The organism is Kitasatospora sp. NPDC050463 (assembly GCF_040655255.1).
Classification (GTDB): Bacteria; Actinomycetota; Actinomycetes; order Streptomycetales; family Streptomycetaceae; genus Kitasatospora.
This window is the reverse complement of the sequence record NZ_JBFAJO010000026.1, coordinates 90140-115729: the sequence shown is the minus strand read 5'-3', so window position 1 is coordinate 115729 and position 25590 is coordinate 90140. Positions and strand designations below refer to the sequence as shown.

Genomic DNA, 25590 nt, shown 5'->3' with positions numbered 1-25590 from the left:
ACCGCCTCGCCTTCGGCTACTCCACCAGCGCCCCCGGCCGGCCGCCCCGGGGCGGGCTCCCTCGGTGCCGTGGCAACCCCGCCCCGGGCGGTGCGGCGCCTGGCGCCGCCTACGGCGCCGCGCTCACGCGCCCGGGGCGGCGGCGAGCTGCGTCTCCAGGCCCGCCAGCGTCCGGTAGCAGGACATCACCTGGGCGATGGAGGAGTTCGGCTCCCGGCCCTCGCGGATGGCGGCGACGAACTCGCGGTCCTGGAGTTCGATGCCGTCCATCGAGACGTCGACACCGCTCACGTCGATCGGCTCGTCCTTGCCGGTGACCAGGTCGTCGTAGCGCGCGAGGTAGGTGCCGCTGTCGCCGATGTAGCGGAAGAACGTGCCGAGCGGCCCGTCGTTGTTGAACGAGAGCGACAGGGTGCAGATGGCCCCGTTCTCCGCGCGCAGCTGGATCGACATGTCCATCGCGATGCCGAGTTCGGGGTGGATCGGTCCCTGGATGGCGTTGGCCTGCACGATCGGCGAGCCGGTCTGGTGGGCGAACAGGTCGACGGTGTGCGCGGCGTGGTGCCACAGCAGGTGGTCGGTCCAGGAACGCTGCTGCCCGAGGGCGTTGAGGTTGGTGCGGCGGAAGAAGTACGTCTGCACGTCCATCTGCTGGATCCGGAACTGCCCGGCCTCGATCCGCCGGCGCACCCACTGGTGGCTGGGGTTGAAGCGCCGGGTGTGCCCGACCATCGCGACGAGCCCGGTGCGCTGCTGCGCGGCCAGACACGCCTCGGCGTCGCCGAGCGAGGCGGCCAGCGGGATCTCGACCTGGACGTGCTTGCCCGCCTCCAGGCAGGCCAGCGTCTGCGCGGCGTGCACCGGCGTGGGCGTGGCGAGGATGACGGCGTCGACGTCGTCCATCGCCAGCACCTCCTCCAGCGTCGCGACTCCCCGGCCCACGCCCTGCTCCTCGGCGAACTTCCGGGCGCTGTCGAGGGAACCGCTCACGACGGCGGTCACCTCGACGCCCTTGATCCGCCTGAGCGCGGCGGCGTGCTTGGCCCCGAAGGCGCCGCCTCCGGCGAGGGCGATCCGGACGGTCCGGTCGGTCCGGTCCTCAGTCATGTCACTCCTTCACGGCGGGCACCGCGGCCCGCGGGTGGTTCTCCAGGATCAGGTGTCCGACGGCGGTGTTGGACGCCGGGACGTGGTAGAAGCGGTGCTTGACCTCGATCTCGCCGCTTCCGTCGATGTCGCTCATCGCGCCGCGGGCGATCAGCCACATGACCAGTTCGATGCCCTCCGAGCCCGCCTCCTCGACGTACTCCAGGTGCGGCACCCGCGCCAGGCCGCCCGGGTCCTCGACCAGCCGGTCCAGGAAGGCGTTGTCCCACGCGCGGTTGATGAGGCCGGCCCGGGGGCCCTGCAGCTGGTGGCTCATGCCGCCGGTCCCCCACACTTGCACTTTCAGTGGCCGGTCGTAGGACTCGATGGCCCTGCGCAGCGCCTGGCCGAGCCGGAAGCACCTGGCACCCGAGGGCACGGGGTACTGCACCACGTTGACGTGGAACGGGATCACCTTGCACGGCCAGGCCTCGACGTCCCCGAACATCAGTGACAGGGGGACGGTCAGGCCGTGGTCGACGCTCATCTCGTTGACGAGGGTGAGGTCGAAGTCGTCCCTGATGAGCGAGTGCGCGATGTGCGCGGCGAGGTCGGGATGGCCTTCGATGCCCGGGACGGGCCGGGGCCCGTAGCCCTCGTCGGCGGTCGGGTAGACCGCGCCGGTGCCGAGCACGAAGGTCGGGACCACCGACTGGTCGAAGGCGGTGGCGTGGTCGTTGTAGACCAGGAACACCACGTCGGGGAGGTTCTCCCGCTCCCACCGCCTGGAGTACTCGTAGCCGCCGAAGACGGGCTGCCAGTAGGGCTCGTCGGTCTTGTGGTGGTCCATCGCCGCGCCGATCGCCGGCACGTGCGAGGTGAAGACGGCGCCGGTGATCGTGGCGTGCTCGGCCGGCGGCGTCCGGTCGGCGTGGGCCGCTTCGAGGACGGCGTGATCGATCCGGTTGCCGGCGATGGAGCGGCCGCCGGCGACCATCATGTCGCGGTAGTCCTGCTCGGTCATGCCGGTCATCGAGCCGGCCATCTGCTGGAACGACAGTCCCAGCGTCGCACCCCACTTGGCGAGGAAGTAGATGTTGCCGCCCTCGCGTATCGCGGCGTTGAGGTCGCGGTCGAGCAGCGCCTGCTTCTGTTCCTCCCGCAATGGCCACGCGTCCAGGTAGGCGCGCTCGTCGGCGAGGTAGCTGTGCCGGTTCTCGGCCGTCATCAACGACATGCAGAACTGGTTGAGGTGGTAGCCCTTGGCGGACTGCTCGGCATCGAAGACGGTCGTCCCCGGGACCAGCTTGTAGCTCTTGTCCAGCGACATGGGTGGGTCCTCCGTTCGTGGGACGGTTCAGTCCGATTCGGGCCAGTACAGGCGCATCGGGTTGTCGACGAGGAGCCTGTGCCGCAGCTCCGGCGTCGGCGCGATGTGCGGCACGAAGTCGACGAGCAGGCCGTCGTCGGGCATGTGGTCGGTGAGGTTCGGGTGCGGCCAGTCGGTGCCCCACAGCACCCGGTCGGGGAACTCCTCGACCACGCGCCGGGCGAACGGGACGACGTCGTGGTAGGCCGTCCGCTCCCCGTCGAGGGCCGGCGGGCCGCTCACCGACAGCCGCTCCGGGCAGGTGACCTTGCACCAGATGTCCGGCCGGGCCCGCATGAAGTCCAGGAACGCCTCGAACTCCGGGCCGTACGGGTCCTTGGCGACATCGGGCCGGCCCATGTGGTCGACGACCAGCGGCACCGGGATCGAGAGGAGGAACTCACGCAGGTCGGCGAGGTCGGCGGCCTCGAAGTAGACGACGACGTGCCAGCCGTACGGTCCGATCCGCTCGACGACGTCCCACAGGTCCCGCTGCGGCGCCGCGTCGACGAGCCGCTTGACGAAGTTGAACCGCACGCCGCGCACACCGGCCTCGTGCAGCTCCCGAAGCTGCGCGTCCGCGATCCCGGGACGCACCGTCGCGACCCCGCGGGCCAGGCCTCCCGACGCTCGCAGGGCGTCGACCATGGCGCTGTTGTCGGCGCCGTGGCAGGTCGCCTGGACCACGACGGTGCGGGCGAGGCCCAGGTGGTCGCGCAGTGCGAAGAGCTGGTCCTTCGACGCGTCGCACGGGGTGTACTTGCGCTCGGGCGCGAACGGGAACTCCGCGCCGGGCCCGAAGACGTGGCAGTGGACGTCGACGGCGCCCGGGGGCAGGTGGAACTCCGGGCGGCTCGGACCGGAGTACCAGTCCAGCCAGCCGGGGGTCTTCTCGAAGGTCGTGGTCATCCTCAGTCCTCGTACCGCAGCCCGAGCGCGCCCAGCGGGCCGCGCATGTCGTAGATGTCCAGGCCGAGTTCGCCCGCGCGGAACCTCGCGCGCTTGCCCGCCTCCCCCGCCTCGCGCGCGGCCGAGGCCTCGGCCACCTCGGCGGCCCGCTCGCGAGGCACCACGACGATGCCGTCGCCGTCCGCGACGACGACGTCGCCGGGCCGGACCAGCGCGTTGGCACAGACCACCGGCACGTTGACCGAGCCGAGGGTGGCCTTCACCGTGCCCTTGGCGTTGACCGCCCGCGCGAAGACCGGGAAGTCCATCTCCTCCAGGTCGGCCACGTCGCGCACGCCGCCGTCGATGACCAGGCCCCGGCATCCCCGTGAGCGGAAGGACGTGGCGAGCAGTTCGCCGAAGAACCCGTCCTCGCTCTCGGTCGTGCAGGCGGCGACGACGACGTCGCCCTCGCGAATCTGCTCCGCGGCGACGTGCAGCATCCAGTTGTCCCCGGGTTGCAGCAGGACGGTCACCGCCGTGCCGCACAACCGGGCCTTGGGGTGGACCGGGCGCAGGTAGGGACGCATCAGTCCGACCCGGCCCATGGCCTCGTGGATCGTCGCCACGCCGAACGCCGACAGTGCGGCGACCGCCTCGGGGGCGGCGCGGGTGACCGACGTGTGGACGACGCCGATCTCGGTGTGCTCCATGCGTTCGTTCTCCTGGGTTCAGCGGCCGGCCGCGGCGAGGCGGGCGGCGAGGCGGGGGTAGACGCGCAGGGCGTTGCCCGAGTAGACGGCGGCCCGCTCCTCGTCGGAGAGGTGCGGCGTGGCGTCGACGTACCGCTTGGTGTCGTCGAAGTGGTGGCCGGTGCGCGGGTCGATGTCGCGGACCGCGCCGATCATCTCGCTGGCGAAGAGGACCGACCGGCTGGGGATGACCCGGGTCAGCAGGTCGACACCGGGCTGGTGGTAGACGCAGGTGTCGAAGAAGACGTTGTCCAGCAGCGTCCCGGGGTCCGGCCTGCCGAGCGCCATCGCCAGGCCGCGGAACCGCCCCCAGTGGTAGGGCACCGCGCCGCCACCGTGCGGGATCACGAACCGCAGCGTCGGGAAGTCGGCGAACAGATCGCCCTGGACCAGTTGCATGAACGCCGTGGTGTCGGCGTTGAGGTAGTGGGCCCCGGTGGTGTGGAAGGCCGGGTTGCACGAGGTGCTGACGTGGATCATGGCCGGGATGTCGTACTCGGCCATCGCCTCGTAGAGCGGGTACCAGCTGCGGTCGGTCAGCGGCGGAGCGGTCCACCTGCCGCCCGAGGGGTCGGGGTTGAGGTTGACCGTCACCGCACCGAGCTCCTCGACCGCGCGGCGCAGCTCGGGCAGGCAGGTGGCGGGGTCGACGCCGGGCGACTGCGGGAGCATCGCGCCCATCGCGAACCGGTCGGGGTAGAGCGTGCTGACGCGGTGGACCAGGTCGTTGCAGATCCGCGCCCATACCGAGGAGACCTCGAAGTCGCCGATGTGGTGGGCCATGAAGCTGGCCCGCGGGGAGAAGATCGTCAGGTCGCTGCCACGCTCGTCCATGAGCCGCAGCTGGTTGCCCTCGATCGCCTGGCGCAGGTCGTCGTCGGTGATGCTGAGGGTGGCGGGGTCGGGTGCGTCACCGGCGGAGCCGGCCGCGGCCACCTGCCGGTCCCGCCAGTGTGCCAACTGCGGTGGTGCGGTGGTGAAGTGGCCGTGACAGTCGATGATCATGCGTGCTCTCCTGGTGGGGTCCGGGTCAGTCCTGGGCTGCGGTGGGCCAGCCGGTGTACTGCTCGGCGAGGAAGGTCCGCCCGGCCCGGGTGCCCACCGCGTTGTCGAGCTCCCCGAGCTGACGCCGCAGGTCGAACGGCGTGGCGCCGGGTGCGGTGTGCAGCAGCCGGGTCATCCAGTACGAGAAGTTCTGTGCCCGCCAGACCCGTTGGAGGGCGCGCGGCTGGTAGTCGTCCAGCGCGGCCGCGCCTTCGCCGCCGAGCGCCCGCAGCAGGACGTCGGCGAGGACCTTCACGTCGTGCAGCGCCAGGTTCAGCCCGCGGGCACCGGTCGGCGGTACGGTGTGCGCGGCGTCGCCCGCCAGCGCCATCGAGCCCCAACGCATCGGCTCCTGAACGAAGGAGCGGAACCGCAGCACCGTCTTCTCGACGATCGGCCCCTCCTTGAGCCGGAAGCCGTCCTCACCGGCCACCCGGGCCTGGAGCGTCTCCCAGATGCGGTCGTCCGGCCAGGCGTCCACGGGCTCGTCGGGGGCACACTGGAAGTACATCCGCTGCACGGTCTCGGTGCGCTGGCTGATCAGCGCGAACCCGTGCTCGGAGTGGGCGTAGACCAGCTCGGGTGCGCTCGTCGGAGCCTCGGCCATGATGCCGAACCAGGCGAAGGGGTACTCCTTGCCGTAGCGCGCCCGCCGGTCCTCGGGCACCAGCTCGCGGCACGTGCTGCGCGAGCCGTCGGCGCCGACCACGTACCGTGCCCGGACTTCGTGGCGGGTCCCGTCGGGCGCGGTCCAGCGGACCCGGGGGGTGTCGGTCGTGATGTCGAGGACCTCGGTGTCCCTGACTCCGAAACGGACCGTGCCGCCGTCGCGTTCCCTGGCGTCGGCCAGGTCGGTGAACACGTCGGTCTGTGGGTAGAGCCACACCGACGCGCCGACCAGCTTCTTGAAGTCGACGCGGTACGGCCGGCCGCCGAGCCGGAGTTCGACGCCCTCGTGTTCGTGGCCGTCGAGCAGGATCCGCTCGGAGACGCCGGTCTCGACCAGGTCCCGGGCCGCGCCGGCTTCGAGGATGCCGGCGCGGTGCGTCGTCTCGATCTCCTGCCGGGTGCGGGTGTCGAGCACGATCGTCTCGACCCCGGCACGCCCGAGCAGATGCGCCAGCATCAGTCCGGCCGGGCCGGCGCCGACGACGGCGACGGGGACCGAGGCGACGGTGTCGACGATGGCATCGGCCATGGCATCTCCTGAGCGGTGGCGGGGGGCTGCGAACACCCCGAACGCTGGCATCCGGTCCCCCGCCCCGTCGCCACTCTTTCCGCCAGGCGGAAACCGCCGTCGGTCAGGCCGTCGTCAGGCCGTCGTCCGGGCCCGCCTGCCGAGCTCGTCGGAGATCCCCCGCACAGCCCTCAGCAGCGGCTCGCGCAGCCCGCGCACACGGCTCGCACCCCGCGCTGCGATCACGATCCCCAGGGCGGCGCTCACCGGGCCGGCCCGGCCGATCCGCACCGGCGCGGCCACCGCGACCGAACGCTCCGAGAGCTGCCGATCACTGACGAAGACCTGCTCCCGGCGGATCCGGTCCAGCTGCGTCCGCAACGCCTTCGGGTCGGTGACGGTGTGCTGGGTCCAGGCCCGGAGCGGCGATTCCAGGACCTCCTCCTGGATCTCCCGGGGCGCGTGCGCCAACAACACCCGGCCCATCCCGGTGGAGCCGACGGGAAACCGGGACCCGACCATCGTGACCACCTCGACCGACCCGTGCCCCGCGATCCGTTCCACGAAGACCAGCTCCGTGCCCTCGCGCACCGCGAGCTGTACGTTCTCATGGGTCGCCTCGTAGAGGTCCTGCATGAACGGCAGGGCCGCGTCGCGCAGGATCTGGGTCCGCGGACACCCCGAGGCGATCTCCCACAGGCGCAGCCCGATGTGCCACGATCCGTCCTCCGCGCGTTCGAGCGCTCCCCAGCCCGCCAGCTCCGTGACCACGCGGTGCGTGGTGCTCAACGCCAAGCCCGTACGCTGAGCGATCTCCGACAGTGTCTGCGACGGGTGCTCACGGTCGAAGGCCGCGAGGACCTCAAGGACCTTTCCGGCCGCCGTGCTCCGGGGTGTGATCATCCGGCCAGTCTCGCAGACCGGCGCGAAGCCCCCCTGGCACGCGTCGTACCGGCTGCCGGATCCCAAGGAGGCGATGTGAACCCAGAGATCTCCGGGCTGTCCTCGATGGCGACGCGGCCGGTCCTGGCTGACCTCTCCGAACATCTCCGGCACACCTGCGGCGTTCTGGTGCGCTTCGAGTCCGCCGGTGGGGTCGAGGTCGCGCGGCGGGTGCGCGAGGGCGTCGGGGCCGACCTGCTCGTCCTCGCCGCAGGAGCACTCGCCGAGTTGGAGCAGGGAGGACACCTCCTGAGGGGAACCGCGCGCCCGCTGTGGGTCTCCCAGGTCGTCGCCGCCGTACCGGACGGGGCGCCGGTTCCGGCCCTCGACTCGGAATCCGACCTGCGCGCCGCGCTCCTGGCCGCGACGAGGGTCGCGTACTCCACCGGTCCCAGCGGGACGGCTCTCATCGAGCTGATCACCCGGCTGGGGCTCACCGGCACGCTCTCGGAGCGGCTCGTCCAGGCGCCGGCGGGGGTGCCCGCCGGCAGCCTGCTGTCGTCCGGCCGGGCCGACCTGGCCTTCCAGCAGCGCAGCGAGCTGACGGACCTGCCGGGCGTCGTCGTCGTCGGCCCGCTGCCGGGCGACACCGCGATCACCTCGGTCTTCAGCGGGGGCGTGCTGGCTTCGTCCGTCCGACCGGGCCGGGCCCGCGAGGTCCTCGACCTCCTCGGGTCCGACGCGGCGTCGGGGATCGCCCGTGCCCGGGGCATGCGGGCGATCGGGTAGCAGGGCCGACACAAGGACCTGGACGGCTGCGGCTGCGCCGCCGCCGGCGCCGCCGCGGCTCGGGCACCGCGCGTTCGCTCATCCGGCAGGCTACGTCGACGTGGTTGACGTAGACAGGTCTCTTGGTTGGCCGAGTGCTTCGCGGGCGCGGTTGAGGTAGGCGCGGAAGGCGGTGCGCTCGCGGGCGGTGAAGCCCGTGAGCATCTCGTCCTCCAGTTCCCGGACGGCCGGGGCGTAGCGGTCCAGCAGGGCGCGGCCTTCCTCCGTCAGGCTGATGATGTGGCGGCGCCGGCTCGCCGGGTCCGGAGACCGGGCGATGAGGCCCCGCCGCTCCAGCGCGCCGACCAGGTCGGACATGGACTGCGGTCTGACGAAGGAGTTGCGGGCGAGCTCGGCCGAGGACATGCCGTCTCGGCGTTCGAGCACGGTCAGGGCGGTGTACTGGAGGGCGGTGACGCCCGCGGGCTTGAGCAGTTCGTCGAGCCGGGCCCGGGTGACCAGCTCGACCTGCTTCACCGAGTACAGCAACGACGGCGGAGCCATGTCCGTCACAAGCCCTCCCCCCATCATCAGGAAACCTGTCAAAAATTCTAGCCCAACCCCCTTGCCCACCGGCGAGACGCTCTCCGATACTCAGGATTCCTGATAATTGAGGAGCCCTTCTTGACCACGCTTTCCATCGACCGCCGCGACGGAGTGGCGGTCCTGACGCTCCGCCGCCCGGCCAAGCGCAACGCCCTCGACGACGCCACCGTGCTGAGCGTCGAGCAGTTCTTCCGGAAGCCGGGCGCGGACGTCCGGGCCGTCGTCCTGGACGCCGAGGGTGATCACTTCTCGGCCGGGCTCGACCTCGGTGAGCTGACCGAGCGGTCCACCGAGGAGGCCCTGGAGCACTCGCTCATGTGGCACCGCGTCTTCGACACCATCGAGGGCGGGCGCGTCCCCGTGGTGGCCGCGCTCAAGGGCGCGGTGATCGGCGGCGGCCTGGAGCTGGCGGCCTCCGCGCACATCCGCGTGGCCGAGCCGTCCACGTTCTACGCGCTGCCCGAGGGACAGCGCGGACTCTTCGTCGGCGGTGGCGGCTCGGTCCGGATCCCCCGGCTGATCGGCGCCCACCGGATGGCGGACATGATGCTCACCGGCCGCGTCCTCGACGCCGCCGAGGGCCAGGCCGTCGGCCTCTCGCAGTACCTGACCGAGGAGGGCGGGGCGCGCGCCCGGGCCCTGGAACTCGCGGAGCGGATCGCGGCCAACGCACCGCTGACCAACTTCGCCGTCCTTCAGGCGCTCCCCCGGATCGCCGAAGCCTCGCCCGCCGGCGGACTGCTGCTCGAATCGCTCATGTCGGCCGTCGCGGCCGGCAGCCGCGACGCCCAGGAGCGGATGCGGGCGTTCCTCGACGGCCGTGCCGCGAAGGTCGCCGGCGCACCCGGCTCCCACGGAAAGGACGCCCGATGAGCGAGATCCTCAGCACCCCCGGCCCCTCGGTCAGGGACGAGTCGGAGATCGGCCGGTACCTCCGCTGGCTGGAGTCTCAGCGGCAGCTGAGCTTCCCGGACTACGACAGCCTGTGGCAGTGGTCCGTCACCGACCTGGACGGCTTCTGGTCGTCGGTCTGGGAGTTCTTCGACGTCCGCCCCCACACCCCGCCCACCGCCACCCTGGGCCGCAGGTCGATGCCGGACACCGAGTGGTTCCCCGGCGCGGCCCTCAACTACGCCGAGCACGCGCTCGGCCGCGAGGAGGACCTCGACGCCGTCGCGGTCGTCGCCCGCTCCCAGACCCGGGCGCCGGTCGAACTGACCTTCGGCGAACTCCGTGACCAGGTCGCCCGGGCCCGCGCCGGGCTGCTGCGCCTCGGCGTCCGCAAGGGCGACCGGGTCGTCGCCTACCTGCCGAACATCCCGGAGACGCTGGTGGCCTTCCTCGCCACCGCCAGCATCGGCGCGGTCTGGGCGGCCTGCGCCCCGGAGTTCGGCCCGCGCAGCGTGGTCGACCGGTTCGCCCAGCTCGAACCGAAGGTGCTGCTGACCGTCGCCGGCTACCGCTACGGGGAGCGGGACGTCGACCGCCGTACCGAGGTCGCGGAGATCGCCTCCCGGCTGCCCACCGTCGAGCGGGTCGTCCACGTCCCGTACGGACCGAACGCGCTCCCCGACGCGCTGGGGTGGCCGGAGCTGCTGGCCGAACCGGCCGAACCGTCCTTCGAGCCCGTGCCGTTCGACCATCCGCTGTTCGTGCTCTTCTCCTCCGGCACCACCGGCATCCCCAAGGCGATCGTCCACCGGCACGGCGGGATCCTGCTGGAGCACCTGAAGAACAACGCGCTGAGCTGGGACCTCAAGCCGGGCGACCGGATGCTCTGGTTCAGCACGACCGCCTGGATGCTGTGGAACACCCTGGTCTCGGCGCTGCTCGTCCGCGCCTCGATCGTCATGATCGACGGCAATCCGGTCCACCCCGACCTGCGGGAGCAGTGGCGGATCGCGCAGGAGACGGGGACGACTCTGATGGGCGTGAGCCCCGGCTACCTCATGGCCTGCCGCAAGGCCGGGATCCGGCCCGCCGAGGAGTTCGACCTGTCGCGGCTGCGGCAGCTCGGCGCGGCGGGCAGCCCCCTCGCCGCCGACGGTTTCCGCTGGGTGGCCGAGCAGTTCGGGGACCAGGTCCTGCTCAACGTCGGCTGCGGCGGCACCGACGTCTGTACCGGAATCCTCCAGGGCAGCCCGCTCCAGACCGTGCGCGCCGGAGAGATCTCCGGCCCCTGTCTCGGGGTCGCCGCGTACGCCTACGACAGCGAGGGCCGACGGGTCGTCGGCGAGCTGGGCGAGCTGGTGATCACCGAGCCGATGCCGTCGATGCCCGTCGGCTTCTGGGGCGACACCGACGGCTCCCGCTACCGGGCCGCGTACTTCGAGGAGTACCCGGGCGTGTGGCGGCACGGCGACTGGGTCCGGTTCGCGCCCGAGGGCCACTGCGTCGTCGCCGGACGCTCCGACGCCACCCTCAACCGGGGCGGGGTCCGGCTCGGCACCGCCGAGTTCTACGCCGTCGTCGAGGACCTTCCCGAGATCGAGGACAGTCTCGTCGTCCACATCGAGGACCCCGAAGGCGGCAACGGCGAGCTGCTGCTCTTCGTCTCCGGCCCCGCGGAGCTGGACGACGCCCTCCGTACGAGGATCGCCCGCGCGCTGCGGTCGGCGCTGTCGCCGCGGCACGTCCCGGACGTCATCGAACGGGTGCCGGCCGTCCCGCGCAACCGCACCGGCAAGAAGCTGGAGGTGCCGGTCAAGCGGATCCTGCTCGGCGCGCGCCCCGAGTCCGTCGCCAGTGCCGATGTCCTCGCCGACCCGCGTTCCCTCGACCCCTTCGTCGCGTACGCCGCCGGGCGGGCCGCCGGTACCGCGCGCGGGAGTGCGTCATGAGGGTCGCCGTCGTCGGCACCGGAGTCATCGGGGCATCCTGGACCACGCTCTTCCTGTCGTACGGGCACGAGGTCGTCGCCGGCGATCCCGCGCCCGGCGCGGAGGAGCGGCTCCGGGCGGCCGTCGCCGCCGACCAGCGCCGGCTGTCGTTCACCCCTGACCTCGCCGAGGCCGTCGCGGACGCCGACTTCGTCCAGGAGAACGGCCCGGAGCGTCCCGACCTGAAGGACGAGCTCTTCGCCGTCCTCGACGCCGCCGCCCCGCCGGGGACGATCCTGGCGAGCAGCTCCTCCGGGCTGCTGCCGTCGCGGATCCAGCGGACCTGCACGGCTCATCCCGAACGGGTCCTCGTCGGGCACCCGTTCAACCCGCCCCACCTCATCCCGCTGGTCGAGGTCGTACCGGGCGAGCGGACCGATGAGGCCGCCGTCGACGAGGCCATGGGCTTCTACCGCAGCCTGGGCCGCCGTCCGATCCGGCTGCGCCAGGAACTGCCCGGCCATGTCGCGAACCGGCTCCAGGCGGCGCTGTGGCGGGAGGCGTACTCCCTCGTCGAGCGGGGCGCGGCGAGCGTCGCCGACGTCGACGCGGCGATCGCCCACGGCCCCGGCCTGCGCTGGGCGCTGCTCGGACCCTTCCTCAACCAGCACCTCTCGGGCGGCCCGGGCGGCATCGCGCACGTCCTGGAGCACCTCGGGCCGCCCATGGAGGAGTGGTGGGCCGATCTCGGCACGCCGCGCCTGACGCCCGAGCTGACACGCGCCGTCACCGAAGGCGTCAGCGACGAACTCGCCGGGACGGCGGAGGCCGACCTCGTCGCGGAACGGGACGCCCTCCTCTCCCTCCTCCTCGACGCCAAGAACCGGACCGACCACCTGTGAGCACACCGATGAACCCCGCCGATGCGATCGCCATCGACTTCCACGTCCACGTGGAGCAGGACGCCCACGGCCATCTCGCGCTCGACACGGAGCTGATGGACGCCTCGGCCGCCTACTTCAAGTCCGGCCAGGACCGCACACCGACCGTGGAGCGCCTGGCCGCGTACTACCGCGAGCGCCGCATGGCCGCCGTGGTCTTCACGGTGGACGCCACCACGGGCCTGGGCCATCCCGCCCTGTCCAGCGAGGAGATCGCCGACGCTGCGGCCGCCCACCCCGACGTCCTCATCCCGTTCGGCTCCGTCGACCCGCACCGGCCGGACGCCGTCGCGCGGGCCCGCTCGCTCGTCCTCGACCACGGCGTCCGCGGCTTCAAGTTCCACCCCAGCCTCCAGGCGTTCGCGCCGAACGCCCGGGAGCACTACCCGCTCTACGAGGCGATCCAGGAGCTGGGTGTCCCCGCCCTGTTCCACACCGGGCAGACCGGGATCGGCGCCGGCCTGCCGGGTGGGCGCGGCATCAAGCTGCGCTGGTCCGACCCGATGCTCCTGGACGACGTCGCCGCCGACTTCCCCGGCCTGACGATCGTCCTGGCGCACCCGTCGGTGCCCTGGCAGGACGAGGCGATCTCCGTCGCCACGCACAAGGCCAACGTGTACATCGACCTGTCGGGGTGGTCGCCGAAGTACTTCCCGCCGCAGCTCGTGAAGGCCGCCGGCTCCTTCCTCCGGCACAAGGTGCTGTTCGGCTCGGACTTCCCCGTCGTCACACCCGATCGCTGGCTGGCGGACTTCGGCGCCCTCGACATCAAGCCGGAGGTCCGCCCCCTGATCCTCAAGGAGAACGCCGCCCGTATCCTCGGCCTCTGACGACCCGCGCATGCCTGGTTTCCACCGGGCCGACATCATGCGCGCCGAGGTCGGTGATCGCGCGGTTCGGCCGTCGCCGGGGCCGGAGCGGCGAGGACGGGGGCGAGCACGGGAGTTGGAAGCCGAACTCGACCGCCTGATCCAGCCGGAGTACGCGCGGCGCCAGCTCGCCACCCTGCTCGGGACCGAGCCCGAACGCCTGCCGCTCGACCGCGAGCTGCCCGAGGACCTGCCCGTGGAGGACGAGATCGAGGGCGCGAAGAGCCGGTACACCCTCATCGTGGAGCTCGCCCGCCGGGAGAGGCTGACGGTGCGTCAGTTGATCGGACGGCTCGGCGGCGGCCGCGGGCACCGGACCTTCTCGGGTACGGCGGTGCAGGTCGCGGACACCATCGAGCACTGGTTCCGGCACGGCGCGGCGGACGGTTTCAACGTCATGCCGGCCGTCCTGCCCTCCGGGCCGGAGACGTTCGCCGAGCGGGTGGTGCCGATCCTCCAGCAGCGCGGCCTGTTCCGCACCGAGTACACCGGCACCACCCTGCGCGAGCACTACGGCCTTCCCCGCCCGGCCAACCGTTTCACCCGGCCGGGGAAGGCCGGATCCCGTCCGACGGCGGCAGCCCACTGATCCCGGGTGGTACACCGAGATTCCCGCGTGGCCTGGTCGTGACCGGCGCCCGGGACACTCGCTTCCATGCGGAACGAGGGGGAACGGGCCGTAGCCGTCGGGGCGGCCCTGCGGTGGGTGGGGAATCCGGGCACGGTCGCGGCGGTGCTGGTGCTGGCGTTCAACGACCGGGTGGGCAAGCACGCCTGGCCGGGCCCGGTGACCGGCAAGGTGAGCGACCTGATGTGGATGGTGGTCTCGCCGCCGGTACTGGCGCTGTTGCTGACGCCGGTGCTGCGGCTGCGCGGCGACTGGCCGGCGTCGCGGATCTGGCGGAAGGGGTCCACGTCGGCCAGGTCGGTCAGGTAGACGGTCAGCTTGACCACGTCCTGGAGGCGGGCTCCCGCAGCATGGAGTGCCGTGGCGAGGTTCAGGAAGACCTGCCGGATCTGAGCGGCGGGATCGGACTCACCTACGACTCCGCCTTCGGCGTCCAGGGGTACCTGGCCGGAGACCGCGACCATGGGCCCGGTGAACGCCACAGCGTGGCTGTAGCCGTTGACGGGTGGACTGCCGGGCGGACGGACGAAATGCTGCACGGGGACTCCAGCGTGGTTGTCGCGACGGGTGTGGTGAGTCAGCGGCCGGCACGACGCTTCGGGTGATCGGCGCTGCGGTCGGTCAGGGCAGGGACGAGGGCACCGAGCATGGCCAGGGCGGTCAGCGCGAACGCCCACGGGTAGCCAGTTCCGACAGCGAGCCAGCCGAAAGCGACGGCGCCGACGCCCATGCCGGCGTCGTAGGCGAAGTTCCACATCGCGCTGACCGTGCCGTAGCCGGCGGCGGAGACCCGCGCGTACATCAGCGTGAGCGTGGCGTTCTGGGCAAGGCCGAAGCCGATGCCGAACAGACCGACAGCAATGATCACAGCCACCGGATGGCCGGTCAGCGCCATGAGCCCGGTGCCGAGCGCGGACAGCAGCACACCCGGCAATACGAGCCCGGCGGAGCCGTGCCGGTCTCCGTGACGCCCGGCGAGCCAGCGGGCCAGCGTGGCCGCCGCAGGCTGGACGAACAGTGCCGCCGCGACCAGGCCCGTGGCCGACGCAGGGACGGCGAGCGGCAGGAAGGTAACGACAATCCCTGCCGCGAGCGCCGTGACCGCGAAGACCACGGCGGGGCGCAACAGTTCGGCAGTGCGGAGCGCCTCGGTGATGCCGATCGGCCGCCCGGAGGCGCGGATCCGGTCGGGCAGGCCGGGCACTGCGGGAATCGCGGCGAGCGCGGTCACTGCGCCGGCCGTGAAGACGACGCCGTAGCCCGCGTGTGCGGCCAACCACACCCCGATCGGCAGGCCCAGCAGCGAAGGGAGTCCGCTGACGATGCCGACCAGCGCCAGCCCTTCGCCGCGCCGTTCGGCCGGGATGAGGGAGGCGGTCAGCGCGCCGCCCGCGACCACGGTGAACGCGAAGCCGAGTCCGCGCAGGAGGCACATCGCGACGATCCACCCGAGGTTCCGGGAGAACCCGAGCGCCAGCGCGGGTGCGCCCATCAGGGCCAGGCCGACGGCCAGTACGACGCGGTAGCCGCAGCGGCGGACCAGGACGGGGGTGGCGAGTTCACCCAGCACCGTCGCCAGCATCAGCGCTCCGGTGGCCAGTCCTGCCGCGCCGCCGCCTCCGCCTCGGTCTCCGGTCGAGGCGTAGCGCGGGACGACGGACAGCAGCAGGTAGAAGCTGGTCGAGGCGCCCAGGATGGACACGAAGCGCAGCAGCAGCGGCCGTGTCAGCAGAGCCGGGCGCGTGGTGGTCGTGGCGGAGGTGGTGTCGAGCGTTTCGGTCACAGCTGGACGCTAAGAGCGCGACCGGATCGCCGGTAAGCTCCACTTCCATGCCGCCGGAGTGGTCCAGTTCCCCGCCCGAGCTGCTGCTTACCGTCGACCGGACCAACGGCCGACCGCTGCACGCCCAACTACAGCACGGGCTGCGGGACGCGATCCGCACCGGCCGCCTGCAGGTCGGCGAACGCCTGCCGTCCTCCCGTGATCTCGCCCGGTCGCTCGGCGTCTCCCGCGGCCTGGTCCAGGAGTGCTACGCCCAGCTCCAGGCCGAGGGTTACTTGACCACCCGTCCCGGGTCCGCCACCCGGGTGGCGACCGGCGCCGCCGTACCGCCCGGCATCCCGCAACCGAGCACCGCCGCGTCGCGCCTGGTGGCCGACTTCCGCTGCGGCGTACCGGATCTCGGCTCCTTCCCGGTCCAGGACTGGCTGTGGGCCCTGCGCGAGGCGGCCCGCACCATGCCGACCGCCCAGTTCGACTACGGCGACCCGCGCGGCGACGCGGCCCTGCGCGAGGTCCTGACCGGGTACCTGCGCCGGGTGCGCGCCGCGGCGACCGACCCGCAGCACATCGTCGTCTGCAACGGCTACGCCCAGGGCCTCGGCCTGACGCTCCGCTCCCTCGCGGACGCGGGTGCGCACGCCGTGGCCTTCGAGGACCCCGGCTCACCCGGCACCGTCACCGCCGCAGCCGCCACGGCGGGCATGCGTGCGATCCCCGTCCCGGTGGACGAGCAGGGCATCGACGTGCGGGCGCTGGCCGCGACCGCCGCCCGCGCCGCCGTCGTCACCCCCGCCCACCAGTGGCCGACCGGGGTCGCCCTCGCCCCCGAGCGCCGCCTGGCCCTCGTCGAGTGGGCCCGCGACCGTGACGCGGTCATCATCGAGGACGACTACGACGCCGAATTCCGCTACGACCGCGAGCCCGTCGGCGCCCTCCAGGGACTGGCCGCGGACCGGGTGATCTCCATCGGCACCATCAGCAAGTCCCTCGCTCCCGCCCTGCGCATCGGCTGGATCGTCTGCCCGCCCCAACTGGCCGGACCGATCGCCGAGCAAAAGCACCGCAGCGACCGCGGCACGCCCACACTCGACCAACTCGCCCTGGCCAGACTGATCGAGTCCGGCCGCTTCGACCGCCACCTACGCCGCATGCGCGCCACCTACGCCGCCCGCCGCACCGTCCTGCTCGCCGCGCTCGCCGAACACGCCCCCGAACTGCCGGTCACCGGCCTCGCCGCCGGCTTCCACGCCGTCGCCCACCTGCCCGCGGGCGCCGACGAACACCACATCGTCACCGCCGCCCGCGAACGGTCCGTCGGCCTCTACGGCATGAGCGCCCACCGGGCCTCACACGCCACCGCGCCGGCGCAACTCGTCCTCGGCTTCGGCAACGTAGGCGAACGAGCCATCGCCGAGGGCATCGCGACCATCGGCCACCTGCTGACCGGCCGGCCGTAACCTACCGACCCATGACCACCAGTACCGACCTCGATCCGGCCGACATCGCCGCTCTCCTCCACGACGTCCGCAGCTCGGCCGCGCGCCTGGCTGCCGGCCTCGACGCCCTTACGGACGTGACTGCCCGCGAGCCATCCGTGCTTCCCGGATGGAGCCGTGGGCACGTCATCACGCACCTGGCGCGTAGCGCCGACGTCTACCGATGGCTACTTGCCCTGGCTCGCACCGGCATCGAACCCGGAGCACGGGCCGACGCCGCCACCCTGGACCACGCGCTGCGGCACGGCGCCGGTCGCGGCGCCGCCGAGCTCATCGCCGACCTGCGCGGCAGCCTGGACCGCCTGCTCGACGAGGCCGCAGCGATGCCCGCCGACCGCTGGCCCACCCTGGTCACCGCCCTCGCGGGATGGCGACACCCCGCCTGGTACACCCTCCACCGTGCCCGGCGCGAACTCGAAACCCACCACATCGACCTGAAGCTCGGTTACACCACCGTCGACTGGCCCACCGGCTACGTCACCTGGGCACTCGACGAGACCATCGCCACTCTGGCCGCACGCAACTTCCCAGTGGCTCGCTTCGAAGCGACCGACCTCGACCGCTCCTGGACCCTCGCACCCACCGGCCCCACCGCGACCGGCCCCGGCCACACGCTCCTCGCCTGGCTCGCCGGCCGCGGCCCGGACGAAGACCTCCGGTCGGAACCGCACCTGCCGCCACCACCGACGTGGCCGCTCCCGCCGGAACCGGGCTGGGGGCGCGCGCATCCCTGACGAAAGGGACTGACGGCGCGTCGTGGCGGCGGCTATTCCCGAACGGTCTGCTTGCCGCAGTGGTGCGCGACGGCCTCGGCGAACGCGCGGGCCAGCGGGGAGAGGGCGTCCCAGCGGCGTACCGCCCAACCCGCGGTGAGGGCGGGGAGCGCGGGGATGGGGATCAGTCGCAGGTCAGGGTGTCCGGGGCCGCTCCAGGCGGGCAGGGCCGGGACGACGGCGAGGCCCAGTCCCAGTTCGGCCAGCAGGATTGCGGTGTCCCAGTCGGTGACGCTGGTGTCGAAGACCGGCCGGATCCCGGCTTCCGCGAGCCAGGCGCCGAGTTGTAGGCGGGAGGTGGAGTTCTGCGGAAGCCCGATGAGCCGGGCGTCCTGCAGGTCGGCCGGTTCGCCGCGGGCCTTGGCCGCGAGCGGGTCGGACGCCGAGACGGCGAGCGCCCAGGGGATTTCGACGACGGGGCGTTGCTCGATGGCGCGATCTGTGGGCCCCAGGGTGATCCAGGCGAGGTCGGCACGGCCGGCGGCGAGCGCGTCGAAGCAGCCGCGGCTGGAGGTCTCGGTCTGGAATTCGAGGCTGGCGCGGGGAAACTGCCGCCGGAAGTCGACGACGGCCGCGGACATGAAGTGCCGGATGGTCGTGGCTCCCGTCGTGACCCGTACCGATCCGCCTTCCGCGCGCGCGGCCTCGTCGAGTCGGCGAAGTGCGTGGTCGATGCTGCCCAGGCCCTCGGTGACCGCCGCGTTCAGCGTGTGTCCGGCCGGCGTGGGCACCACGCCTCGCGTGTGCCGTTCCAGCAGGCCCAACTCCCGCTCCAGCCGCTTCACGTGCTGGCTGACCGCGGACTGCGTGCAGGAAAGGCCGATCTCGGCGTGACCCTGCGAAGCAACGAGACGGCGATGCTCTGGGACAAGCTCGCCTTCCTCGCCCCGCTCGCCCTGCTGACCACCCGACACCGCGCGGACGTCGGAACCATCCGCGGCGACCTGCGCCCGGAACTGCTCGCCGTGCTCGACGAGATCACCGCCGTGGCCCGGGCCGCCGGCGCACAGGTAACGACCGAGACCGTGCTCTCCTTCTTCGATCGCGTCCCGGACACCATGAAGTCCTCCATGCAGCGCGACGCCGAGGCCGGACGCCCCCTCGAAGTCGATGCCATCGGCGGAGCGGTCCTCCGCGCCGGCGCCGCCCACCCAGGAGGCCTGAACCCGATGCGGCGATCCGTCCCATCCGACGGCGGCTCACCAGGAAGCGCCCGTGACCCTGCGGCGGCCTGGCCCGCTGTCCAGGCTGGCGGAGTGGGGCGGCGGTCCGGACCTGCAGGCCGCCGGACTGAAGTCAACGGACCAGCGCCCCAGACCATCCATAATTCCCCCATGCTCAGAGAGTTACTTCTACAGGAAGCGGATGCCTGGAGAACGGCCGGACACATGGAGCCCGGGGAGACGGTCACCCGCTCGATGACGCGCGAGGCCGAGGAGGAGCTCGGCATCCTCATCGCCGAGGAGGACCTCGCGCTCGTCCACACCCTGCACCATCTCGACGCCGACGACGGCCGCAGCCGCCTCCAGTTGTTCTTCCGGCCCGCCCGCTACGACGGCCAGATCCGCAACGCCGAACCGCACAAGTGCGAAGCGCTGCGCTCCTGGCGGCTCGACCAACTCCCGACCGACACCGTGCCCTACACCGTCCACGCGCTCGGCGAGATCACCCGCGGCAGCGCCCTGTCCACCGTCGGCCGGCCCACGTGAGCGCCCCCACCTCGTGTGAACCACCCCTTCGCCCTCTACCGGTTGGAGCATCCATGCAGTCCCTGCGTCAGGCCGTCTGCGTCATCGTCCACGACGAGAAGGCGGGCAAGGTCGCCTGCGTCCACTACGCCAACGACCCCTGGTCCACGGTCCCCGCCTGGACCGTCCCCGGCGGCAAGGTCGAGGAGGGCGAACGACTCGACGAGGCCGCCGCCCGCGAACTGCGCGAGGAGGCGGGCCTGGTCGTCGCCGCCGATGAGCTGCGGCTGGTCCACACCATCCAGGTCAGGGCCGGCTGGGACGGCAAGGGCCCCTTCCTGCTCTCCGTGTTCGCCGCGACGTCCTGGCGGGGCGAGCTGACGAACACCGAACCGGACAAGCACCTCGCCGTCATCTGGGTCGACGTTGACGTGCTACCCACCCCGATGTTCCCCACCTCGCACGCCGCCCTCACCGCCTACCTCTCCGGCGACGGCCGGGGCTTCTCCACCTACGGCTGGGACACCCCCGCGGACCTGCGCGCCTACGTCGGAGCCTGAGATGCCCGGCCGCCACCGCCGCCCGCCCACCGGCGAGCAGGCGGCCCTGCCCGCCGACGCCGACCTGCGGCTGCTCGCTGAAGCGCCGAGGTCAGTACCGCGGCGGGGGGATAGCCCGAAGCGGGCGTGGATCCGCTCCTCGTCGGGGCATCGGGGTACCGCGGTGCGAGCAGGCGGGGCAGAGTTCGCGATCACGGTGTGCAGCGAAGAGGAGGCCACGCCTCTCGGCCCGCCGAGGCAGTGGGGCCGTGAGCCGGAGCAGGGCCGACTTGTCGCAGATCGGGTACACCGAAGAATCAATTGGCGGACAGCCCTTGGCCGGGGCGCTACGGTCACAGGTGTCGGATGGGGAGCGAGCGAGGGGACAACGGATGCTGGCGGAGGGGTTGACCGCACTGGCCGCGGTGGGGGGCACGGCGGTGGTGCAGGCGGCGGGAACCAGTGCCTGGCAGGGGCTGCGGCAGGTGGTGATCGGGTGGTTCGGTCGCGAGGACGAGGAGCGCGTAGGCGTCGAGCTGGACCGCAGTGCGCACGCACTGGCCACCGCTGACGAGCCCGAGGCGGAGGTCGTGCGGCGTGCCGTACAGGCCGCGTGGCAGGCGCGTTTCGAGGCGGCTCTCGCCGGGCTCGCCGAGCACGACCGGAGGTCGGCCGCTGAGGCTCTGCGCGCCCTGCTCGACGCCCATGTGCCCGCCCGTGCCGAGGCGGTGTCCGCGACCGGTGACGGGCTCGCGGTCGTCGGGGATGTCGAGATCCGGGCCGACCGTGGTTCCGTGGCCGCCCTGCGGATGGGGAACGTCTCGCTGGGAAACCCTCCGCAGCCGGGCCCGCTCCAGGACTGAGCGCGCCCGGCGCCACTCCGGCCCCGCCGGTCACCGCCAGGACCGCGATCACCGCCTCCGGGGGCGGCCTCGCGGTCGGGCACACCGACCAGGTCAACTACTACGTCCTGCCTCCGGGGCACGGCGATGTCCGCCCGGGGCACGATGCCCTGCTGGCTTCCTACCTGCGTGCCGCCGCGCTCACGGCTGGCCGGCACCCCTACCCCGGCTTTGCCGAGGGCCCCGGCCCGTTCCCGCTCTCCGAGGTCTACGTACGCCAGCTTGCCGAGGACCAGGGGGCCGACGTCCGGGCCCTGGACGAGGCCGAGGCCCGCGTGCCGAGCGACATGACGGGCGACATGCCGGGTGCGGTCGGCGAGCCGGTCCCCGCCGAGGCCGTCTTCGCCGGGACCGACCGCATCCGGGTGCTCCTGGCCACCGCGGGCGGCGGCAAATCCGTACTGCTGCGCCAACACCTGTCCGACGGGGCCGCCGGCCGACTGGCGGGTCGGGTCCACGATCAGCTGCCTCCGGCCGTCCCGGTCCTGATCCGCGCGACCGCCCTTGCCGCCGAACCGCTCCTGTCCCGTGCCCTCGAAGCCGCCGTCATCGAGGAACTCGGCCCGTACGGGCTCCGCGACGCGCCGACCGCGGACTTCTTCGCCCGGCCGCCGGCCCCCGGCGCACCCTGGCTGGTCATGGTCGACGGCCTGGACGAGGTCCCCGACCGGACCACCCGCGTCACCCTGCTGGAACGACTCGCCCGGGAGGGCGGCCAGGAGCCGTCGCCCTATCGGTTCGTCGTCGCCACCCGTCCCCTGCCCGACGATGAACTCGCCCGGCTGGGGCCCGGTGTCGGCCGCTTCGAACTCCAGCCCTTCACCCCGGCCGACCTCCGTACGTACGCCCGGCGGTGTTTCCGCGACCTGCCGCACCGCGACATACATGTCCAGGTCTTCACGGCGGGGCTGGGAGCATCGGGCCTGCAGGAGCTGGCCCGCATCCCGCTGATGGCTTCCATGCTGTGTCCGCTGTACGCGGCCGACCCGACCCGGTCCCGGCCGGAGGGCCGAACCGGGGCCTACCGCTCCTTCGTCGAGATGCTCTACGAGCAGAACACCCACAAGAACGTCGGAGCCACCCACGCCGAGGCGATCCGCGTCCTCGCCGACCGGCACCAGATCCCCCGCGACCAGCAGGCAGCCGAGCGGGCCGCGCGCGTGGTACGGGACGAACTGCCGGACCTCATAGACCGCCTGGCGCACGAACGGAAGAACGGGAACACCGCACCGGCCGTCGTGATCCTCGCCACCCAGTTGCACGTCCGGCGCCCGGACAAGGTCAGGCCGGCGCTCTGGAACGCCTTCCTGGGCGATCTCCTGCGGCCCACCGGCCTCCTGGCCGAGCGGGCGGGAGACTTCCACTTCCTCCACCAGACCCTCCTCGAATACCACGCCGCCCGGCACGCCACCCGCGACGTGCAGGCCCGGGCCGAGTTGCTCACGCGGCTGTTCCCCCACCGGCCCGTCTCCGCCGGGGGCGACCCGGCGCCGTCCCCCGTACCCCCGTCCCCCTCCCCCGTGCCCGTGCGGCCGCTCGCCGCCGACCCGTCCTACCTGGGCTTCCTCCTCAACGGGCTCCTCGCCCCTGGGGATCACGTCGCGGCCGATACCGTGCGGGCCCTGGACGACCTTGCCGCGCGCAACGCAGCCGGTGCCCTGCGGCTACTGGCCGATCAGATACGGATGAGGACGGGACTCCCCACTGACCTGCTCGCCCGCCATCTCACGGCCTTCTCGCGAGACAAGCAGCTGGACGGCAGCCGGATCCTGGCCGCGTGGTGCCTGGTCGTCGTCGGGGGGCGGCACCGGGGCGAGGGTGCCGAGCTGCTCGCCGGGCTCGCCGACGACACCGCCCTGACGTTCGAGGACCGCGTGCGGGCGGCCACACAGCTGGCGCGCATGAAGGGCTACCTGCCCCGGGCCGCGAAGCTCCTGCTCCGAATGGCGGGCGGCAGACCTCTCGGAGACCGCCTGAAGGCCGGGCGCGCTCTCGGCGAACTGGCCGGGTACCGGGGCGAGGCCATCGCGATGTTCACCCATCTCCTCAACCGCGACCCCCTTCCCCTCTACGGCGATTTCTACGAGCGCATGGACATGGCCACCGTGCTGGCCGGTTGGGGCAACGAGCGTGGCACCGAGCTGCTCCTGCACATGACCAACGACACCGCCCTGAGCTTCCGCCGCCGCGCGAGGGCCGCCCTGGGCCTGGCTCGGCTCGACGACGAACGCGTGGCCGAGCCGCTCTCGGCCATGGCCGTGTACGACGACCCCGAGGACGACATCTACGGTTCCGTGCTGGCGGCCCGCGCCCTCGCCCAACTGTCCCGGCACCGCGAGGACGGCGCCCGAGCCCTGGCCAGGATCGCCGGTGACCCCGAGGCCTGGGACAGTCTCGCCCGCGTGGACGCCGCCGAGTTCCTGGCCGCTGTGGACGGCCACCGCGGGGAGGCCCTGGCCCTGCTCACCCGCCTCGCCGGAGGCGGCACCACCCGCCTGTACGCCGCCAAGGCGCTCGCCAAGCTCGGCGGGCACCACCCGACCGCCTGAACTGCCGGCCGTGGGAACGGTCAGCGGTCCGCCGGCGACCAGCACCGGGATCAGCGAACACACCGCCCACCTCACGGCGACCGGCTGCCGGCCCGTGGTGCTCCCCTACCCTCGGCGGCAGGGCGGACCCGCCTCACGGACATCAGCCCGTGGGGTCAAAAGCGTTGGACCTCGCCCGAAGTCCGTGCGAGGACACGGGCCGCTTGCCCGATCGGGCAGTGTCGGCGCGCGCCGCCCGGTCCCTGAAAGCATCCCGTTGACACCAAAGTTGGTCTAGTCCACCGTGGTGAAGCGAGGTCATCCACCCGAGTCCGGCGGAGCCCCGCGACCCGGCTCCGCCACCGATCGGGGCTCACCGACTCCCTCAACCGAACTGTTTCACCACGCCACTACCGTCGGCGAGCCATCCCCCCGCACCGAACGTGCACGAGCGCGCGCCACTGCCACCGGCCCACCCCCGCCGGGCCCCGCCGGAGATCCCCGACCTCACACGTGGTCTGGTCCACAGTGGCGCGACGGGCCGGCCAGGACACCGCTCTGCGCGCAACAAGCCACTGCCGTAACGAATCTGACGACCAGACGGAGAGCTCCACACCATGCAACGAGTCTGCCTCGCCCTGCCCACCATGCGTTCCTGCCCCGGCACCATCGTGGACCTCGCCGAGGAGGCGGCCTACGCCGTCGCGAACTTCGGGGTCGAGGTGCACCTCCTCGTCCTCGACACCACCGACGCCGCCGAGTTCGCGAAGAACGCGGACGCCGTGGCCTCACTGGCCCCCACGCCCGGCGTGTTCGTGCACCACCTCGGCGAGGCGGAGCAGCGGGAGTTCCTGCGCCGGGTGGCCGAGCGCTCCGGCGCCGCCGACCCCGAGCTGCTGCTCGACCTGATGCTCCCGCAGGCCGTCGCGTACGGTTCCTGCGTCAACCGGCTCTTCCTCGGCGCAGCCGCCCTGGGCTGCACCTCGGCGCACCTGCGCAACGACGACGCCGACTTCCAGGTCGTCGACGGTCAGAAGATCTTCCCGATCCACCACGAGCTGCTCTCGATCGGCCGACCGGCCGGCGAGGTGGTGGCCGGCGTGTCCCGCTCCGAGCTCGACCCGGCCGACGCGGACAAGCCGGTGATGCTGGTCAGCGGCTCCTTCATGGGCGAACTCAACGTCGACATAGGCGAGATCCACGAGCTGGACCCGGCCGTATACCGCGACCTGGTGCGCCTGTGGACCCCGCCGGTGTGGTCGGACGAGGAGCGGGACGCGATGGTGGACATCTCCTTCAAGGGCACCGGCTCCGAGCCGTTCAGCACCGACGACTCCGTCCTCGGCGTGCCCGACATCTGGGACGTCTACATGTGCAACATCGCCCTGGACCACCGGGCCTACGAGGTGCTGCCGCTGCTGCCCTCGACCGAGACCATCGGCTGCGACTACGCCCTGCTGCACGCCATGGTCCACGCCCGGTTGCCCGGCGTGGTCCACAACCGCCACATCGTCAACTACTACACGCCCGAGCGCCGCACCGGCGCCGGCTTCATCTCGTACCAGATGCGGTTCGTCAAGTTCCTGCTCTCGATGCTGTACCTCTACCCGGTGTACGGCGGGATGATCGACCTCGGCCGCGGGCTGCTGGACGAGCGGCACGGGCTGAGGGTCGAGCCGATCCTCGACCTGGTGCGGGGCAGCGTCGACTGGGACCGGGCCGGGAACGAGCACTGCCTGGACGTCCTGGACCGCTCCTACCGCAAGCTGGGCGGCAAGTACGCCGAGCTCGCGGACGTGGTGGCCGGGCAGCGGCAGCAGCTCCTGGACGAGGCGCAGGAGGACGCCGAGCGCTGGGCGGTGCTGATCGACGCCTGGGCGGGGATGGCGGCCGCCGCCCGCACCGAGGGACTGCGCCCCGGCGTGGACGGGGCGGCCGGGTGAGCCGGGCATCCTGGCAGGGCGGCTGACCGACGGCGACTGAGACGCCGTGGTCGAGTCGGGCGACCCGCACGTGCACGGACCGGTGATCGCCGAGGATCTGCGCGGCCGG

At 72.4% G+C, this 25590-nt stretch carries 22 protein-coding genes and 4 pseudogenes; 15 read left to right on the top strand and 11 right to left on the bottom strand.

Features of this window, described 5'->3' with window-relative positions:
• Nucleotides 1-123: 123 nt before the first annotated feature.
• The 7 genes from AB0J08_RS18690 to AB0J08_RS18660 form a co-directional block, all read right to left on the bottom strand.
• Nucleotides 124-1107 carry a Gfo/Idh/MocA family oxidoreductase gene (locus tag AB0J08_RS18690; RefSeq protein WP_360634754.1) on the bottom strand — a complete coding sequence of 328 codons (984 nt, stop codon included), beginning with the start codon at nt 1105-1107 and terminating at the stop codon, nt 124-126.
• Nucleotide 1108: 1 nt separating this feature from the next.
• Entirely contained in the window at nt 1109-2416 is a 1308-nt protein-coding gene (gene ligA, locus AB0J08_RS18685; protein WP_360634752.1) for a protocatechuate 4,5-dioxygenase subunit alpha, read from the bottom strand.
• Between the two features lie 27 nt (nt 2417-2443).
• A complete protein-coding gene (locus AB0J08_RS18680) occupies nt 2444-3364 on the bottom strand; it encodes an amidohydrolase family protein (protein ID WP_360634749.1) in 921 nt (306 codons plus the stop codon).
• Nucleotides 3365-3366: 2 nt separating this feature from the next.
• A complete protein-coding gene (ligK, locus tag AB0J08_RS18675; protein WP_360634746.1) occupies nt 3367-4056 on the bottom strand; it encodes a 4-carboxy-4-hydroxy-2-oxoadipate aldolase/oxaloacetate decarboxylase in 690 nt (229 codons plus the stop codon).
• An 18-nt stretch (nt 4057-4074) separates the two neighbouring features.
• Nucleotides 4075-5100 (bottom strand): amidohydrolase family protein, encoded by a 1026-nt coding sequence (locus tag AB0J08_RS18670; RefSeq protein ID WP_360634743.1) that lies wholly within the window; start codon nt 5098-5100, stop codon nt 4075-4077.
• A gap of 25 nt (nt 5101-5125) precedes the next feature.
• Nucleotides 5126-6337, bottom strand: a complete 1212-nt coding sequence (locus AB0J08_RS18665; RefSeq protein WP_360634740.1) for a 4-hydroxybenzoate 3-monooxygenase — start codon at nt 6335-6337, stop codon at nt 5126-5128.
• 114 nt (nt 6338-6451) lie between these two features.
• Nucleotides 6452-7219, bottom strand: coding sequence for an IclR family transcriptional regulator (locus AB0J08_RS18660; RefSeq protein WP_360634737.1), 768 nt, complete (start codon nt 7217-7219; stop codon nt 6452-6454).
• Between the two features lie 75 nt (nt 7220-7294).
• Here AB0J08_RS18660 and AB0J08_RS18655 point away from each other — a divergent pair, with 75 nt between their 5' ends.
• Nucleotides 7295-7987 carry a substrate-binding domain-containing protein gene (locus AB0J08_RS18655; protein WP_360634734.1) on the top strand — a complete coding sequence of 231 codons (693 nt, stop codon included), beginning with the start codon at nt 7295-7297 and terminating at the stop codon, nt 7985-7987.
• Between the two features lie 90 nt (nt 7988-8077).
• On the opposite strand, the gene AB0J08_RS18650 is transcribed toward AB0J08_RS18655, so the two are convergent.
• On the bottom strand, nt 8078-8530 hold the full coding sequence (locus AB0J08_RS18650) for a MarR family transcriptional regulator (protein WP_360634763.1): 453 nt from the start codon (nt 8528-8530) through the stop codon (nt 8078-8080).
• Between the two features lie 120 nt (nt 8531-8650).
• Here AB0J08_RS18650 and AB0J08_RS18645 point away from each other — a divergent pair, with 120 nt between their 5' ends.
• From AB0J08_RS18645 to AB0J08_RS18620, 6 genes and pseudogenes are all read left to right on the top strand, one after another.
• A complete protein-coding gene (locus AB0J08_RS18645; RefSeq protein ID WP_360634731.1) occupies nt 8651-9445 on the top strand; it encodes a crotonase/enoyl-CoA hydratase family protein in 795 nt (264 codons plus the stop codon).
• Nucleotides 9442-11412 (top strand): acetoacetate--CoA ligase, encoded by a 1971-nt coding sequence (locus AB0J08_RS18640; RefSeq protein WP_360634728.1) that lies wholly within the window; start codon nt 9442-9444, stop codon nt 11410-11412. The genes AB0J08_RS18645 and AB0J08_RS18640 overlap by 4 nt, the downstream gene beginning before the upstream one ends.
• A complete protein-coding gene (locus tag AB0J08_RS18635) occupies nt 11409-12293 on the top strand; it encodes a 3-hydroxyacyl-CoA dehydrogenase NAD-binding domain-containing protein (RefSeq protein ID WP_360634725.1) in 885 nt (294 codons plus the stop codon). Before AB0J08_RS18640 ends, AB0J08_RS18635 begins: the two co-directional genes overlap by 4 nt.
• 8 nt (nt 12294-12301) lie before the next feature.
• Nucleotides 12302-13162 carry an amidohydrolase family protein gene (locus AB0J08_RS18630; protein WP_360634722.1) on the top strand — a complete coding sequence of 287 codons (861 nt, stop codon included), beginning with the start codon at nt 12302-12304 and terminating at the stop codon, nt 13160-13162.
• Between the two features lie 115 nt (nt 13163-13277).
• A pseudogene (locus tag AB0J08_RS18625) lies at nt 13278-13790 on the top strand (LLM class flavin-dependent oxidoreductase); the annotation flags it as partial.
• Between the two features lie 66 nt (nt 13791-13856).
• Nucleotides 13857-14138, top strand: a complete 282-nt coding sequence (locus AB0J08_RS18620; RefSeq protein ID WP_360634766.1) for a hypothetical protein — start codon at nt 13857-13859, stop codon at nt 14136-14138.
• Here AB0J08_RS18620 and AB0J08_RS18615 read toward each other — a convergent pair.
• Nucleotides 14090-14368 (bottom strand): annotated as a pseudogene (locus tag AB0J08_RS18615) (RidA family protein); the annotation flags it as partial. The gene AB0J08_RS18620 and the pseudogene AB0J08_RS18615 overlap by 49 nt on opposite strands.
• Nucleotides 14369-14406: 38 nt before the next feature.
• Nucleotides 14407-15612: an MFS transporter gene (locus tag AB0J08_RS18610; RefSeq protein WP_360634719.1), complete on the bottom strand. Its 1206-nt coding sequence runs from the start codon at nt 15610-15612 to the stop codon at nt 14407-14409.
• 47 nt (nt 15613-15659) lie between these two features.
• Here AB0J08_RS18610 and AB0J08_RS18605 point away from each other — a divergent pair, with 47 nt between their 5' ends.
• Together AB0J08_RS18605 and AB0J08_RS18600 are read left to right on the top strand one after the other, a co-directional pair.
• Nucleotides 15660-17069: a PLP-dependent aminotransferase family protein gene (locus AB0J08_RS18605; protein WP_360634716.1), complete on the top strand. Its 1410-nt coding sequence runs from the start codon at nt 15660-15662 to the stop codon at nt 17067-17069.
• A gap of 11 nt (nt 17070-17080) precedes the next feature.
• Nucleotides 17081-17842 carry a maleylpyruvate isomerase family mycothiol-dependent enzyme gene (locus AB0J08_RS18600; protein ID WP_360634713.1) on the top strand — a complete coding sequence of 254 codons (762 nt, stop codon included), beginning with the start codon at nt 17081-17083 and terminating at the stop codon, nt 17840-17842.
• Between the two features lie 32 nt (nt 17843-17874).
• On the opposite strand, the pseudogene AB0J08_RS18595 reads toward AB0J08_RS18600, so the two are convergent.
• Nucleotides 17875-18699, bottom strand: a pseudogene (locus tag AB0J08_RS18595) (LysR family transcriptional regulator); the annotation flags it as partial.
• A 39-nt stretch (nt 18700-18738) separates the two neighbouring features.
• On the opposite strand from AB0J08_RS18595, the pseudogene AB0J08_RS18590 reads away from it, so the two are divergent.
• From AB0J08_RS18590 to AB0J08_RS18565, 6 genes and pseudogenes are all read left to right on the top strand, one after another.
• Nucleotides 18739-18972: pseudogene (locus tag AB0J08_RS18590) on the top strand (ketopantoate reductase C-terminal domain-containing protein); the annotation flags it as partial.
• Nucleotides 18973-19269: 297 nt separating this feature from the next.
• Nucleotides 19270-19590 (top strand): NUDIX domain-containing protein, encoded by a 321-nt coding sequence (locus AB0J08_RS18585; RefSeq protein ID WP_360634760.1) that lies wholly within the window; start codon nt 19270-19272, stop codon nt 19588-19590.
• Between the two features lie 53 nt (nt 19591-19643).
• Nucleotides 19644-20129 carry an NUDIX hydrolase gene (locus AB0J08_RS18580; RefSeq protein ID WP_360634710.1) on the top strand — a complete coding sequence of 162 codons (486 nt, stop codon included), beginning with the start codon at nt 19644-19646 and terminating at the stop codon, nt 20127-20129.
• Nucleotides 20130-20500: 371 nt separating this feature from the next.
• Nucleotides 20501-20971, top strand: coding sequence for a hypothetical protein (locus AB0J08_RS18575; protein WP_360634707.1), 471 nt, complete (start codon nt 20501-20503; stop codon nt 20969-20971).
• Between the two features lie 326 nt (nt 20972-21297).
• On the top strand, nt 21298-23559 hold the full coding sequence (locus AB0J08_RS18570) for an ATP-binding protein (protein WP_360634704.1): 2262 nt from the start codon (nt 21298-21300) through the stop codon (nt 23557-23559).
• Nucleotides 23560-24155: 596 nt separating this feature from the next.
• Nucleotides 24156-25481 carry a DUF6271 family protein gene (locus AB0J08_RS18565; protein WP_360634701.1) on the top strand — a complete coding sequence of 442 codons (1326 nt, stop codon included), beginning with the start codon at nt 24156-24158 and terminating at the stop codon, nt 25479-25481.
• Nucleotides 25482-25590: the final 109 nt, after the last annotated feature.

Coding starts and splice junctions, on each gene's coding strand:
- AB0J08_RS18585 (WP_360634760.1), top strand. CDS start 19,270: ATGGAGCCCGGGGAGACGGTCACCCGCTCGATGACGCGCGAGGCCGAG.
- AB0J08_RS18575 (WP_360634707.1), top strand. CDS start 20,501: ATGCTGGCGGAGGGGTTGACCGCACTGGCCGCGGTGGGGGGCACGGCG.
- AB0J08_RS18565 (WP_360634701.1), top strand. CDS start 24,156: ATGCAACGAGTCTGCCTCGCCCTGCCCACCATGCGTTCCTGCCCCGGC.
- AB0J08_RS18665 (WP_360634740.1), bottom strand. CDS start 6,337: ATGGCCGATGCCATCGTCGACACCGTCGCCTCGGTCCCCGTCGCCGTC.
- ligA (WP_360634752.1), bottom strand. CDS start 2,416: ATGTCGCTGGACAAGAGCTACAAGCTGGTCCCGGGGACGACCGTCTTC.
- AB0J08_RS18650 (WP_360634763.1), bottom strand. CDS start 8,530: ATGGCTCCGCCGTCGTTGCTGTACTCGGTGAAGCAGGTCGAGCTGGTC.
- AB0J08_RS18620 (WP_360634766.1), top strand. CDS start 13,857: ATGCGGAACGAGGGGGAACGGGCCGTAGCCGTCGGGGCGGCCCTGCGG.
- AB0J08_RS18635 (WP_360634725.1), top strand. CDS start 11,409: ATGAGGGTCGCCGTCGTCGGCACCGGAGTCATCGGGGCATCCTGGACC.
- AB0J08_RS18630 (WP_360634722.1), top strand. CDS start 12,302: ATGAACCCCGCCGATGCGATCGCCATCGACTTCCACGTCCACGTGGAG.
- AB0J08_RS18570 (WP_360634704.1), top strand. CDS start 21,298: ATGACGGGCGACATGCCGGGTGCGGTCGGCGAGCCGGTCCCCGCCGAG.
- AB0J08_RS18660 (WP_360634737.1), bottom strand. CDS start 7,219: ATGATCACACCCCGGAGCACGGCGGCCGGAAAGGTCCTTGAGGTCCTC.
- ligK (WP_360634746.1), bottom strand. CDS start 4,056: ATGGAGCACACCGAGATCGGCGTCGTCCACACGTCGGTCACCCGCGCC.
- AB0J08_RS18640 (WP_360634728.1), top strand. CDS start 9,442: ATGAGCGAGATCCTCAGCACCCCCGGCCCCTCGGTCAGGGACGAGTCG.
- AB0J08_RS18680 (WP_360634749.1), bottom strand. CDS start 3,364: ATGACCACGACCTTCGAGAAGACCCCCGGCTGGCTGGACTGGTACTCC.
- AB0J08_RS18605 (WP_360634716.1), top strand. CDS start 15,660: ATGCCGCCGGAGTGGTCCAGTTCCCCGCCCGAGCTGCTGCTTACCGTC.
- AB0J08_RS18670 (WP_360634743.1), bottom strand. CDS start 5,100: ATGATCATCGACTGTCACGGCCACTTCACCACCGCACCACCGCAGTTG.
- AB0J08_RS18600 (WP_360634713.1), top strand. CDS start 17,081: ATGACCACCAGTACCGACCTCGATCCGGCCGACATCGCCGCTCTCCTC.
- AB0J08_RS18580 (WP_360634710.1), top strand. CDS start 19,644: ATGCAGTCCCTGCGTCAGGCCGTCTGCGTCATCGTCCACGACGAGAAG.
- AB0J08_RS18690 (WP_360634754.1), bottom strand. CDS start 1,107: ATGACTGAGGACCGGACCGACCGGACCGTCCGGATCGCCCTCGCCGGA.